At 68.8% G+C, this 13,442-nt stretch carries 10 protein-coding genes and 1 pseudogene; 9 read left to right on the forward strand and 2 right to left on the reverse strand.

The genetic code is table 11. The features are described from left to right. Positions 1-67 precede the first annotated feature (67 nt). The gene (locus tag VFL64_RS07840) at positions 68-373 is read right to left on the reverse strand and encodes a hypothetical protein (RefSeq protein ID WP_489539817.1); all 306 of its coding nucleotides are present in this window, start codon (positions 371-373) and stop codon (positions 68-70) included. A gap of 657 nt (positions 374-1,030) precedes the next feature. Between VFL64_RS07840 and VFL64_RS07845 the strand changes: the two genes are divergently transcribed. The 3 genes from VFL64_RS07845 to VFL64_RS07855 all read left to right on the forward strand — a co-directional run bounded on the left by VFL64_RS07845 (position 1,031) and on the right by VFL64_RS07855 (position 5,616). Then, complete coding sequence (locus tag VFL64_RS07845) at positions 1,031-3,733, forward strand: winged helix-turn-helix domain-containing protein (protein WP_489539818.1); 2,703 nt, start codon at positions 1,031-1,033, stop codon at positions 3,731-3,733. 150 nt (positions 3,734-3,883) lie between these two features. Then, complete coding sequence (locus VFL64_RS07850) at positions 3,884-5,200, forward strand: AMP-binding protein (protein WP_489539819.1); 1,317 nt, start codon at positions 3,884-3,886, stop codon at positions 5,198-5,200. Positions 5,201-5,328: 128 nt separating this feature from the next. Continuing rightward, entirely contained in the window at positions 5,329-5,616 is a 288-nt protein-coding gene (locus VFL64_RS07855; RefSeq protein WP_489539820.1) for a PDZ domain-containing protein, read from the forward strand. 52 nt (positions 5,617-5,668) lie between these two features. On the opposite strand, the gene VFL64_RS07860 is transcribed toward VFL64_RS07855, so the two are convergent. Further along, complete coding sequence (locus VFL64_RS07860; RefSeq protein ID WP_489539821.1) at positions 5,669-6,337, reverse strand: hypothetical protein; 669 nt, start codon at positions 6,335-6,337, stop codon at positions 5,669-5,671. Positions 6,338-6,594: 257 nt separating this feature from the next. On the opposite strand from VFL64_RS07860, the gene VFL64_RS07865 reads away from it, so the two are divergent. The 6 genes and pseudogenes from VFL64_RS07865 to VFL64_RS07890 form a co-directional block, all read left to right on the forward strand. Beyond that, a complete protein-coding gene (locus VFL64_RS07865) occupies positions 6,595-7,053 on the forward strand; it encodes a DUF3302 domain-containing protein (RefSeq protein ID WP_489539822.1) in 459 nt (152 codons plus the stop codon). 3 nt (positions 7,054-7,056) lie between these two features. Continuing rightward, positions 7,057-8,226 carry an HlyD family secretion protein gene (locus VFL64_RS07870; protein ID WP_489539823.1) on the forward strand — a complete coding sequence of 390 codons (1,170 nt, stop codon included), beginning with the start codon at positions 7,057-7,059 and terminating at the stop codon, positions 8,224-8,226. A gap of 1 nt (position 8,227) precedes the next feature. Beyond that, complete coding sequence (locus tag VFL64_RS07875; RefSeq protein ID WP_489539824.1) at positions 8,228-9,814, forward strand: efflux transporter outer membrane subunit; 1,587 nt, start codon at positions 8,228-8,230, stop codon at positions 9,812-9,814. Positions 9,815-9,846: 32 nt separating this feature from the next. Next, positions 9,847-12,219, forward strand: coding sequence for a DUF3141 domain-containing protein (locus VFL64_RS07880; RefSeq protein WP_489539825.1), 2,373 nt, complete (start codon positions 9,847-9,849; stop codon positions 12,217-12,219). Positions 12,220-12,252: 33 nt separating this feature from the next. Next, positions 12,253-13,191, forward strand: coding sequence for a phosphate acetyltransferase (locus VFL64_RS07885; RefSeq protein WP_489539826.1), 939 nt, complete (start codon positions 12,253-12,255; stop codon positions 13,189-13,191). A 4-nt stretch (positions 13,192-13,195) separates the two neighbouring features. Beyond that, positions 13,196-13,442, forward strand: a pseudogene (locus tag VFL64_RS07890) (acetate/propionate family kinase); the annotation flags it as partial.

The raw sequence follows: 13,442 nt of genomic DNA on the forward strand, positions 1-13,442 counted from the left end.
TCGGCCCTGTTTGACGGGCCGACAGGCATGAGATCGGCCAAGGCGCCGCAGGCCCGCAGTGAGAGAGTCACAGCGTGTTGAGGTGATAGCAGGCTTGAACATGGAATTTGAGACGCTCTGCATCTTCAATGCACTGCTCGGGCGTAGGTGCATTCAGCAACTGCGCGCAGCCAAGAATGTCGAAGAACCGCTCGCAGTCAACAAGCTCGATCGGCATGATTGTTTGGGTGATGCGTCGAGCCGCGGAAATGGCTCCCCTGCTGAAGCGCGATGAGGAAACAAAGGTGCCTCGGCGGAATCCTCCGAGTACCAAGGCACCGAGGAAAGGCGGCCTTGAAGTCATCGAGCGAAAGATGCCAGCGGCCAGTGTCATAGTGATCATCTGTTGCGCAGCCGCAGCAGGCACATCGGACCTCCTCTTCTTCCCCAAGGCTTCCTCTCCACATGGGTAGGTCGCAGGCTGCAATGGCGGAGCGACGATTGGATTGAGTGTGGCGCCTTGGACTCATGTTTGCCTCCAGAGATCAATGCGCAGCAGTCCGCGTTCCAGGGAGTCTCCAATCGAGCATCGCCGTTGGCCGATTCCGAGAAAGGCACTGGCGGGTGGCGACAAGTCAATGCGAAAAGTGCCAGCGAACCTGCGTTTTGTATAGAGGCAGCGGCGCCACGCTTCTCTCACCCCTGGTCATAGAGAACCAGGAGACACACGTGTGCGCCGCTTTCACCATGCCGGTCTGCTGGTGCGGCCTGACCGCCCTCGGACTCAGCACCCAAGGGGCTGGAGCAAGCCTTTGTCGCCACCTTGCAGATCTCGCCCAGCATGGCGCGAGCAGTTGAAGGCGATCACGGGTCCGGCCGGTTGACTCTGTCCAAGTGCTTGAGCGGTCAGAGACGCCGCGCTATTTTCATGCGGACGTCATTTGCAAACGACGATGCATCCACTACGATCTAACCGTTCCCGGCCGCCAGGAAGTTCACATCCGAGGGTGCGGTCAAGGGGGGCGATGTGCATCTGTCGGAGTGAGGTCCATTGAGCATCCTGGGGGCGCAGAGCCCGGCCAAGGCCGAAGACGAACTGCTTTTGCATGTGATCCCACCGCGTGTGCCGCGGCATCTGTTGGCGCGCCCGCGTTTGCGCTCGGACGCCGAACTGGTCAAGGACCAGGCGCTCGTCGTGCTGCGCGGGCCGGCCGGCTTCGGCAAGACCACACTGCTGGCGCAGTGGCGGCTCGAGCACCTGGCCCGCGGCAACTGCGTCGCCTGGGTCCGGGCCCGCGAAGACGACCACCCGCGGCGCTTTGCCCAGGCCCTCGCGCTGGCGGTGCGCACGAGCGCCGGCCGGCCCGGCTTCTGCGCCACTCTGTTTGCGACGGAGGGGCCCTCGGGGCTCCATGCCTTCACCGTCTGGCTGAGCGAGCTGGCCCAGGCGGCGCTCAACCTTGTGCTCATCGTCGACGACGCCGACCGCCTGCCGTCGCAGTCGCGTGCTGCGCTGGTTCACGTGCTGCGCAACGCCCCACCCAACCTGCGCATCGTGATCGCCGGGCGGGCCGACTGCCAGCTCGACGTCGACGACCTGGTCGACTACGGCCAGTGCGTGATCCTCGGGCCGTCGGTCTTGCGCTTCCGGCTCGAAGAAACCCTCCAGCTGGTGCGAACCCGCTTCGGCTCGCGCATCGACAAAGACGCGGCGGCCCGCGTGCAGGAGCTCACCGAAGGCTGGCCGCTCGGCTTGCAGCTGGTGCTGTCCCCCATGTCGGCTGGTGAGACCGGCCAGGAGGGTGCGGTCGTGATCGCACGCAGCGGCGAGCTGCAGCGCCATTTCGCCGAGCTGCTGTCGCGCCTGGACGCGGCCGATGTCGCCTTCCTGGTGCGCATGGCCGTGATCGACCAGCTGTGCCCGGCCTTGTGCTGCGCCGTGGTCGGCCGGACCGATGCGGGGGAGCGGCTCACGCGCCTGAGCCGCGATACGCCCATCTTCGTGACTGGCGAACACACCGAATGGACCCGCATGCACGCGGCCGCACGGCGCATCATGCGTGAGCGCTTCGCCGTGTTGCCGGCCGACGAGCGCATCCGCCTGCACGCCCGCGCAGCCGCCTGGTTCGAACAGCACGATTTGCTCGAAGACGCGGCACGCCACGCGCTGGAGGCCGGCCGCACCGACGAGGCCTACGACCTCGCCGAGCGCACCCTGTACGACGACCTCATTCAGCGCGGGCGCCATGCCACGGCGCTCGATTGGCTGGGCCGCCTGCCGGCGGCGCAGATCGAACAGCGCCCCCGGCTGCTGCTGGTGGCCGCGTGGTCGCTGGCCCTGAGCGAGCGGCATGCGGAGTCCGAGGCGCTGGTTGAGCGGCTGCTCGTGCAGGCCGGAGCCGATGAGGCATTGCGCTGCGAGTGCGCGCTGATCCGCAGCGGCGCCATGATGTTCGGCGACCAGCCGGACCGCCTGGCCCACCTGTTCGCGCACTGCGCCGAGAACCCGGCGCTCACCGACCGCAACCTGCTGCAGATCCGCGCCAACCAGCATGCCTACCTCGCGCTGCTCGAAGGCCAGCCCGCGCTGGCACGCCTGCGCCAGCAAGACGGCGGGCGCATCCCGCTGGCCGAGGCCGGCAGCCACATGGACCACTGGGGTCTGTACATCGTGGCCCTGAGCTACCTGTGGGAGGGGCAGGCCCTGCTGGCGCAGCGGCTGCTTCAGCCGGCGTTGGCGAGCGTCGAGTCCGAACTGGGGCGCCGCGACGAGTTCGCCTGCATGCTGGCCGCGCTGCTGGCCTCGGCCCTGTGGGAGCGCGATTGCGGCGAGGAGGCCGCTGCCGTGCTGGCCGATCGCATGGACCGGCTCGAGCACATCGGGCTGCCCGAGGCCTTGCTGTTGGCCTACCGGACCCTGGCGCGCATCGCCATCGGGGAGGGCGCAGAGCACCGCGCCATCGAACTGCTCGACGCCATGCTCGCGGTCGGCCAGTCGCGTGACCTGCCGCGCCTGCAGATTGCGAGCCTCGCCGACCAGGTGCGGCTGCACGCCCGTCGCTACCGGGCCCAGACCTGCCGCGAGCTGTGTGCGCGCATCGACGCGCTGGCGGCCGCGCCGGACCGCGCCGAAGACAGCCTGTGGCACCGCACGGTCGACCCCCTGGTGCTGCAGGCGCGCGCCTACGCGGCCATTGCCGCGCGCGACTGGGCCGCTGCGCTGCCGCTGCTGAGGCAGACGGACGGGATCGCCCAGCGTTTCAAGATGGGCCGCCTGCACATCGAGACCCTGGGCCTGCAGGCGCTGGCCATGGACCACTGCGGCCAGCCGGCCCAGCCGCTGCTGCGCGAGGCCATCGACCTCGCGCGGGCCTACGGGCTGACACGGGTGTTGCTCGACGCCCATCCCGAGCTGGCCGCCATGACGAGCGAGGCCCTCGCCGCAGAGGGCGCCCTGGAACCCGCCTACAGCCCCGCGCCGCCGGCGGTCTCATCACCGCGGCCGTTGGTGGCGAATGCCGTCCCGCCCTCTGCCGACCCGCACGGCAAGAGCGTGCTCACCGCCAAGGAGCGCGAGGTGCTGGCCTTGCTGGCGCACAACCTCTCCAACAAGGAGATCGGGCGTGCCATGCAGGCCGGCGAGACCACCGTCAAGTGGCACGTGAAGAACCTTTTCGCCAAGCTCGACGCCGGCTCACGCCGCGAGGTGGTGTCGCGGGCGCGCATCTTCGGCCTGCTGCCGCCGCAGACCTAGGGATTCGTTCGGCGTTGCCCCAACCCCTTCTTCGGGGTTCGGGCCTCCCCTGCCCCAAGGAGGGGGCTGCGCCGCCGGGGTTTTCTATCCTCTCTGTCAACACCCTGCGCCGGAACGAACCACCGGCAGCAACGGGCGGAGGGCCTACCGATGATCGGCAACCACGCGCCGCAGCCTCTGTTGATCTCCAGCCTGCTGACCCACGCCGAGCGACACCACGGCGAGCAGCAGGTCGTTTCGCGCCGCGTGGAAGGCGACACCCACCGCTGCACCTACCGCGACCTGGCGCGCCGCGCGCGCAGCCTGGCCGCGGCGCTGGGTGCGCTGGGCATCGGCATTGCCGACCGGGTGGCCACGCTGGCATGGAACGGGCACCGCCACCTGGAACTGGCCTACGCGGTCAGCGGCTCGGGCGCGGTGCTGCACGCGCTCAGCCCGCGCATGGGCACCGACCAGCTCGCCTGGACCGCCCGCCATGCGAAGGACCGCATCCTCTTCTTCGACGTGAGCTTTCTGCCCATCGTGGAGGTCCTGGCCGCCAAGGCGACCACGATCACGGCCTTCGTGGCCCTGACCGACCGCGAGCACATGCCCATCGCCTCGGCCGGCTTGCAGAACCTGCTCTGCTACGAAGACCTGATCGACGGCCATGGCGGCAGCCGGTTCGACTGGCCCGTCTTCGACGAGAACAGCGCCTCCTCGCTGTGCTACACGCTCGCACCGGGCGGCGTGCCCAAAGGCGTGCTGTACAGCCACCGCTCGACGCTGCTGCAGGCGTATGCCGCCGCCCAGCCCGACGCCTTCGGCTGCTCGGCGGCCGACACCTTGCTGCCGGTGGTGCCCATGTCGCAGGGCAATGCCTGGGGGTTGCCCTATGTGGCCTGCATGGTGGGAGCCAAGCTGGCGCTGCCCGGCCCCTGGCTGGACGGCGATTCGCTGCTCAGGCTGGTCGAGGCCGAAGGTGTCACCGTCTCGGCCGCTGCGCCGCATGTGTGGCAGGCCGTGCTCTCGCACGCCCAGTCACGCAGCCTGGGCTTCGGCAGGCTGCGCCGGATGATCATCGACGGCGCCCTGTGCCCGCCGGCCGAGGGCGACACCGCTCTGCCGCAGCGCCACGAGGTGCAGGTGCTGCATGCCTGGGGCACGACCGACACCCACGCGCTCGGCGCCGTCTGTGCGCTCAAGCCGGGGCAGATGGCGCTCGGCGCCGACCGGCAACTGGCCGTGCAGCCACGCCAGGGCCGGCCGGCCTTCGGCGTGGAGATGAAGATCGTCGGCGACGACGGCCGCGAGCTGCCGCACGACGGCGTGTCGCGCGGGCGCCTTCTGATGCGGGGACCATGGGTGGCGGCCGGCTACTACCAGGGCGAAGAAGAAGCCGCGGGCGGGCCGAACGTAGAGGGCTGGTTCCCCACCGACGAACTCGCGACCATCGGCCCCGACGGGCTGTTGCACATCGGCAGTTAGGCCCTCGCATGCACGCAACGGCGATCGCGGCCACCATGGCAAGAGGCTGGCTTGCGCCAGTCTGCGCGGTGATGCAGTCAGGGTTCCTCTTGTGCCCGAGCGCCGCTTGGGCAGAGCCGGAGCGCGGCATGTTCGGCGTCACGGTCGCCATCACGGCGGACGGTTGGCTCAACCCCACGGTACGTACTGCCAAGGTCACGCAAGTTCAACCCGGCTTGCCGGCTCACAGGGCGGGAATCGCCGCCGGCGACGAGGTGCTCGAACTCGATGGAAAGCGCATTCCTGGCGCCACGGCAGGCGATCTGGCGCCACTCGCCAAGGGCAAGCGCGTGGGCGAAAGGCTTGCGGTGATGCTCCAGCGCCCGAACGGAACCGCGTACACCGCTGTTCTCGTGGCGGAGCCGCCACCGCGGTAGACCGCGCAACACGCCCGATCGCTGCGATGGCTTGGTGTGCTGAGTTCCGGGCTCAGCCCCCGAGCAAGATGCAGGTCACGCCCAGTACCACGCCGAGCAGCGCGAGCAGCGTGCCGGAGAGAGGTGCCGAAGCACCCGACCAGCGCCCGATGCGCCAGCCGAGGATGAACAGCAGCACCACCGCAATGAGGTGCGACACGCGCAGCGCCGGGCGTGCATCGGTCATCAGCAGGAAGGGCAGCACCAGCGGCAACGACGAGCTGGCCACCAGCACGGTGATCACGCCCGCGGTGCCCCATTCGCGCAGCGACCAGAAGCGGGCGCGTTCGGCCGGGTGGGAGTCGACCAGGCCGCGCAGGCGCGCATAGGTGTCGGGTGTGAGCGCTTCACCGACCAGTGGAGGCACCTCGTCGCGCACTCGCGCGCGGAAGGCGTCTTCGGCCGGCGTGGCGCGCAGTTCGAGCAGCGTGCGGCGGTTGCGAAAACGCGTGAACTGGCAGTTCAACAGGTAGATGACTCCGTCGATCAGACCCCAGGCCACGGTGCAGCCCAGGGCGGCGATGAACAGGGCGTGAACCTCGGCCTGGCCGTCCGTGCGGATCTCTTCGGCGGCGGTGATCGAAACGACCATGAGCAGGCCGAAGACGATTTCGCAGCCCCGCTCCAGTGGCGAGAGGGCCGAACTCAGGGTGTCGGTTTGCTGCGGTGCCTGCTGTGTCATGACGAGCCCTCCAGATGCCCCGCAAGCTGCGCAGGGGCTTGGCCCCGGGTTCTCCAGGGGCGATGTTTCGCGCGATTCTGGGCGCCCGCCCGCTGCGATCGCCCCCTCCTTGCCGGAGGGGGGCAAGGCGCAGTGGCGCACCTAGAGTGTCGATGAACTGCGGCCCGCTCTGCAACGGGGCCTGCGCTTGGGGTTTGATGAAAAGGGGCGAGGGCGTGCAACACATTCGAAGCAGAGCGGCGTGGCGTACGGCTGCCATGCTGCTGGTGGCGGGCCTCATGCCCTCGCTGGCGCAGGCCTCGCTGTTCCAGGGCGAGACGCTCGACGCAGTGGCCAATGGCGCGGCGTGGCTGGTGCTGGTCGTCGCACCTGTCGTGGGGATCGCCATCTTCTGGATCGTTCACATCCTTCCCGAGAAGATCGCCGAGAAGAAGCACCACCCGCAGACGGGCGCCATTCAGGCCATGTGCCTGCTGTCCCTGGTGTTCGGGGGCCTGCTGTGGCCCTTGGCGATGCTGTGGGCGATGACCAAGCCGGTGCTCTACAAGGGTGCCTACGGCGTCGACAAGGTGAAGCACGGCGCCGACACCCCCGCCGAGCTGCCCCCGGTGGTGCCCGATCAGCCCCTCTCCCCAGCGGAGATCCGCGCCATGCGCGAGCGCCTCGACGCGCTCGAAGCCGCCGCGGCGGCGCGTCCGGTCGGGAAGGAAGGCTGATCCATGGAACTCCTCTTCCTCATCCTGTACTCGGTCGGCGCGTACCTGATCTTCATCAAGTACAAGCTGCTGCCCTGGAACATCACCAGCCAGGTGATCACCGTCACCATCCCGATCATCCTGCTGACGATCGTGGTGCTGTTCCTGAACATTGCCGCGCCCTCCAGTACCGACGTGCGGGTGATCAACTACGTGGTGCAGGTGGTGCCGCGCGTCACCGGCCGCGTGATCGAAGTGCCCGTGGAGCCCAACCGCCCCGTCAAGAAGGGCGACGTGCTGTTTCGCATCGACCCTCAGCCGTTCCAGATCAAGGTGGCGGCGGCCAAGGCCATGGTCGATCAGTCGCGTGCCAAGCTGATCGGCTCCAAGGCCAACCAGCGCAGCTACGAAGAGCAGGTCAAAGAGGCCAGCAGCAAGAAGACGGCGGTCAGCTCGAAGCTCGACCTGGCACGCAAGCGCGTCGTGCAGTACCAAGAACTCGTGCGCACCGGCGCTGGCACGCGCTTCGACCTCGAAGCGGCCCAGGCCGAGGTGGCCGAACTGAGCGGGCAGATCACCGCCATCGACGCCTCGGTGGAACAGGCCCGCGTGAAGAGCATGGCGCGCACCAAGGATGGCGAACAGGACGAAGTGGCCCGCACCAAGGCTGAGATCGCGCAGTACGAGGCCCAGCTCGCCGACGCGCAATGGGAGCTCGACCAGACCACCGTCTACGCACCGGCCAACGGCCGCGTCATCAACCTGCAGCTGCGCCCCGGTCAGGTGGCCGCCGCGCTGCCGATGCTGCCGGTGATGAGCTTCGTCGAAGACGCCCAATGGGTGATCGCGCTGTACGCCCAGAACGAGGTGCGCGAGGTCGGCCCCGATCAAGAGGCCGAGATCGCCATGCGCATGTACCCAGGCCGCATCATCAAATGCAAGGTCGACTCGGTGATCTGGGCCACCGCTGGCGGCCAGCTGCCCATTGGCGGCAACCTGCCCAACATGCCGCCGATGCCGCCGGGGAAACTGGCGGTGCGTCTCTACCCGACCGACCCCGACATCTTTCTGGCGGCAGGTGCGCTCGGCCAGGGCGCGGTCTACACCGATTACGCCGAGTTCCTGCACATCATCCGCAAGGTGTTCCTGCGCGTGTCGACCAAGCTCGACTGGCTGATCCTCAAGTTGCACTGAGATGACTGACCCCCACGTCGCTTCGCTCCTGCCCCCCGAGGGGGCCGTCAGCGGCTTCGGGCGGCCGGGCGCCGCTGAGGTGACGCCGTCGGTGCGCCGCTCTCTGAGTCGACCCGCCGCCGGCCGCCTGCTCGCCTGCGCGGGCGTGCTGCTGGCTGGCTGCGCGCTCCAGCCGCCCCCCGCACCCGACGAGGTGCGCAAGGACGCCCTCGGCGAGATGAATCTCAACTCGCCCTGGCGCGCTGGCGGCGCCGCCGGCGAGGTGCAGGACAACTGGCTCGTCAGCTTCGGCGACACGCAACTCAACGCGCTGGTCACCGAGGCGCTGCAGCGCAACCCCGATCTGCGCGTGGCCGCAGCGCGCGTCGAGCAGGCCTCGTCGCAGCTTGCGCTGGCCAAGTCGGCCCAGCGGCCCTCGCTCACGCTGCTGGGCACGGGCGGCATCAAGATGAGCGACATGAGTTCGGCGCTGACCGGCGTGATCGCGCTCGTCTCGTGGGAGCTCGACCTGTGGGGCACGCTGCGCTATGCCACGGCCGCCGCGTCGGACACCTTCGTGGCCGCCCAGGCCGACCAGGAGTTCGCTCGCCAGTCGCTGGCCGCCACCACGGCCAAGGCCTGGTTCACGGTGGCGCAGACGCGCCTGGAGCAAAAGCTCGCCGAACAGATGCTGGGCTCGGGCGAGCAGCTGTACGGCCTGGCCGGCGACCGCCTGCGTGTGGGCGCGGGCAATGCGCAAGACGTGGCGCTGGCCAACGCCAACCTCAACTACCAGCGCGACGTGGTTGCGCAGGCGCGCTTCGCACACGAGTCCGCGCGCCGCGCACTGGAGCTGCTGCTCGGGCGCTATCCCTCCGCCGAGTTGCAGGCCCGCGAGAACCTGCCCGCGCTGCCCGGCCCCGTGCCGGCCGGCCTGCCGCTGCAGATGCTGGAGCGCCGGCCCGACCTCATCGCTGCCGAGCGCCGCGTCGCGGCCGCGTTCAACCGCGTGGGGCAGGCCAAGACCGCTTCCTTGCCGAGCCTGCGCCTCACCGGCAACGTGGGCTACCTCGACAGCGACATCCTGCAACTCAAGCAGGACTACGAGAACCCCTCGGCCGGCGTGGGCGCCAAGATCGTCGCGCCGATCGACATCAACGGCCAGACCGACGCCCAGGTCGCTGGCCGCACGGCACAACAACAGGAAGCCGTGGCGCAGTACGCGCGTCTGGCGCTGCGGGCCATCGGCGATGTGGAGAACGCGCTCTCGGCCGGCCGCATGCTGGCCGAACGCGAGAAGCTTCTCAGCGCGCTGGTCGATGACAGAACGCAGGCCTACGACCTGGCCCAATCGAGCTACAAGGTCGGCCGGCAAGACCTGCGCTCCGTCGAGCAGCAGCAGCTGAACCTGTACGAAGCGCAGATCCTGCTGTTGCGCGTGCGCAGCGAGCAACTGAGCCAGCGCGTGGGCCTGCACCTCGCGCTCGGCGGCAGCTTCGCCAGCCCGCCCAGCAGCAACAGCGCACGGGCACAAGACGGGGCCCCTGTGGCGCAGATCAAGGCCATCCCCTCCTCACCGGAGGGGGCACGCCGCGCGCCGGGCACATAGATTCAGTACCACTGTCAACGGGAGGTACCCCTATGAACCCAGGAGAGCGCCTGGCGCGCAGCCATGCCGTCGGTACCAAGGTGGCCAGGGTGCTGCAAAAGCGCGCCGGCACAGCGAATGAGAAGCTGAAGGCACGCGTCGGTGCGGCGCTGAATGGCGACGCACCCGAAGAAGCGGCCGCGAAGCTGGCCGCAGCAGCCAACCCGCTCAACGCGATCAACTATGCCGTCGATGCCGCCCAGCGCGGTGTGCTCTTCCTCGAAGCGCTCTGGAACCGCGGCAACAACTTCCTCGACAACACGGCCGACGGGCTCAAGCCCGTGCTGCATTTCAAGTACGAGACCGTGCTCGACGGCCGCCAGTTCGAGCGGCCGGTCAACTACGCCTTGCTGCGGATCATTCCGCCCGAGGGCGTGGAGGTCGATGCCCGGCGCCGGCCTTACATCATCATCGACCCGCGCGCCGGCCATGGCCCGGGCATCGGCGGCTTCAAGGACGACTCCCAGGTGGGCGTGGCGCTGCGCGCCGGCCACCCGGTCTACTTCGTCATCTTCTTCCGCGACCCCGAGCCCGGCCAGACGCTGCTCGACGTGTGCCAGGCCGAACAGCGCTTCGTGAAGGCGGTGCGGGCCCTGCACCCCAAGAGCGCCAAGCCGGCGCTGATCGGCAACTGCCAGGGCGGCTGGGCCGCGATGATGCTGGCCGCCTCCGACCCCGACGACACCGGGCCCATCGTCATCAACGGCGCGCCCATGTCGTACTGGAGCGGCGCCTGGAGCGAAGGCGAGGGCGACAACCCGATGCGCTACGCCGGCGGGTTGCTCGGTGGCTCGTGGCTGGCGTCATTCGCTGCCGATCTCGGCAACGGGCGTTTCGACGGCGCGCACCTGGTGCAGAACTTCGAGAACCTGAACCCGGCCAACAGCCTGTGGGACAAGTACTACCACCTCTACGACCAAGCCGACACCGAGCCGCCGCGCTTCCTGGAGTTCGAGCGCTGGTGGGGCGGCTTCTATCTGATGAACCGCGAAGAGATCGAGTGGATCACCCGCAACCTCTTCGTCGGCAACAAGCTGTGGTCGGGTGAGGTCAAGTCCTTCGACGGCGAGGCGCTCGACCTGCGCGCCATCAAGGCGCCCATCGTCTTGTTCGCCAGCATGGGCGACAACATCACGCCGCCGCAGCAGGCCTTCAACTGGGTGGTCGACGTCTACCGCAGCACCGACGAGATCAAGGCGCGCGGCCAGGTCATCGTGGGCCTGCGGCACGAGAGCATCGGCCACCTGGGCATCTTCGTCTCCGGCAAGGTGGCCAAGAAGGAACACAAGCAGATCGTGTCGGTGCTCAAGTCCATCGAGATGCTGCCGCCCGGCCTGTACGGCATGACGATCAGCGAAACCCCGGCGAAAGACGGGAAGGGCGAGCCGTCGTACGAGGTCGAGTTCCACGAGCACAAGCTCGAAGACATCGCCGAGCGCCTCAACCGCTTTCAGCGTGCCGACGAGAAGCCGTTCGAGGCGGTGGCCGCCTTGTCCGAGCTCAACCAGCGTGCCTACGAGCTGTTTGCCCAGCCCTACGTGCAGGCCTTCTCCAACGAGTACACGGCCAGGCTGCTGCGCGAGTTCCACCCGCTGCGATTCCAGAACTGGGCCTTCTCGCGGCTCAACCCCGCGATGGCCTGGGTGGCGCCTGCCGCCGAGGCGGTGCGCGCCAACCGCAAGGCGCTGCCCGAAGACAGCCCGATGCGCCGCGCCGAGCGCCGCGGGGCCGAGCTCATCAGCGCGGGGCTCGACCACTACCGTGCCCTGCGCGACGCGGGCACCGAAGCCGGCTTCTTCTCCATCTATGCCAACCTGCTGCCGATGTACGAGGGCAAGCCGCCGCCGGCTCAGGCCGATGATGGGCACGCGCAGACGGCACTGGCTGCCATCGCGGATGGCGGCTACGTCGAGGCGCTGGCGCGGGTGGCGAGTCTGCTGCGCCGCAGCGGCAAGACGCTCCCGCTCTCGCGGCTGGAGATGCGCAAGGAGCTGGTCGATACCTACGCCGACTACCTGCCTGAACTCACGGCCCACGAGTGGGCGCGCCTGCGCGGCGTGCAAGACATCATCGTGAACCGCGAGCCCGAGCAGGCCGTGGCCACCTTGCCCCTGTTGCTCTCCGACCCGGACGACCGCGACCGCCTGCTCACGCTGCTGAGCAAGCTGGCCACCGACCCGCGCGTGCTCGACTCCGGGCCGACGGCCGAACAGCGCGGCATGTTCGATCACCTCCACGAGGTGCTGGAGGGCACGGCGGCCAAGCTGCCCAAGCCTGCACGCCGGGCGGCCAAGGCTGCGCCGGCCAAGGCGAAGCCCAAAGCTGCCGCAAGCAAGCCCGCCCGCTCGCGCGCCGCTGCCCGCTGAACCGCCATCCCGCCGAATCAGAGGGAACCCGAGATGGACACCAAGCACGACAAGTACCAGCGTCTGATCGACTTTTGCAAGACCCTGCCGCCCACCCCCACGGCCGTGGCCCACCCCTGCGACCGCAGTTCGCTTGAAGGGGCGCTGCAGGCCGCGGAGCTGGGGCTGATCGACCCCATCCTGGTCGGCCCCAAGGCGCGCATCGAAGCCACCGCCAAGGAGAACGACCTCGACCTCGGCCAGGTGCGGATCGTCGACGCGCCCTACAGCGAAGCCTCCGCCACGGCCGCCGTGGCGCTCGTGCGCGAAGGCAAGGCCGAGGCGCTGATGAAAGGCAGCCTGCACACCGACGAGCTGATGTCCGCGGTGGTCGCACGCGAGACGGGCCTGCGCACGGCGCGGCGCATCAGCCACTGCTTCGTGATGGATGTGCCGGGCCACGAGCAGGCGCTCATCATCACCGACGCGGCGGTCAACATCGCCCCCACGCTCGAAGACAAGATGCACATCCTGCAGAACGCGATCGACCTGGCGCATGCGCTGCGCGTCGACGAGGTGCGGGTGGCCATTCTCTCGGCCATGGAGACCGTCAACCCCAAGGTGCCCTCGACCATCGAAGCGGCGGCGCTCTGCAAGATGGTCGACCGCCACCAGATCACCGGGGCGCTGGTCGACGGGCCGCTCGCGCTCGACAACGCGATCGACATGGAAGCCGCCAGGATCAAGAAGATCGACTCGCCGGTGGCGGGCCGCGCCAACGTGCTGCTGGTGCCCGACCTGGAGGCCGGCAATATGCTGGCCAAGAGCCTGTCCTTCCTGGCCGGTGCCGATGCGGCGGGCATCGTGCTCGGTGCGCGCGTGCCCATCATTCTCACGAGCCGCGCCGATTCGGTGATGACGCGGCTGGCCTCGTGCGCCGTGGCCACGCTGGTGGCCAAGGCGCGGCGCGAAAGCGCCAAGGTCGCGGAGTGAACCCATGGCCGGCCTCATCCTCGTCTTGAATGCGGGCTCGTCGAGCATCAAGTTCAGCGCCTTCGCATTGCAGGGCGATGCGCTGGAACTGGTCATGCGCGGCCAGGTCGAGGGCATCTACAGCGCGCCGCGCTTCAGCGCCGTCGATGGCCAGGGCAACGCGCTGGGCGCGCGCACATGGGACGGCGGTGCGGCACTGGGCCATGACGGCGCCATCGCCTGGCTCGCGGAATTCCTGCGCAACGTCAACA

It is taken from the genome of Rhizobacter sp. (assembly GCF_035702065.1).
Lineage (GTDB): Bacteria > Pseudomonadota > Gammaproteobacteria > Burkholderiales > Burkholderiaceae_C > Rhizobacter.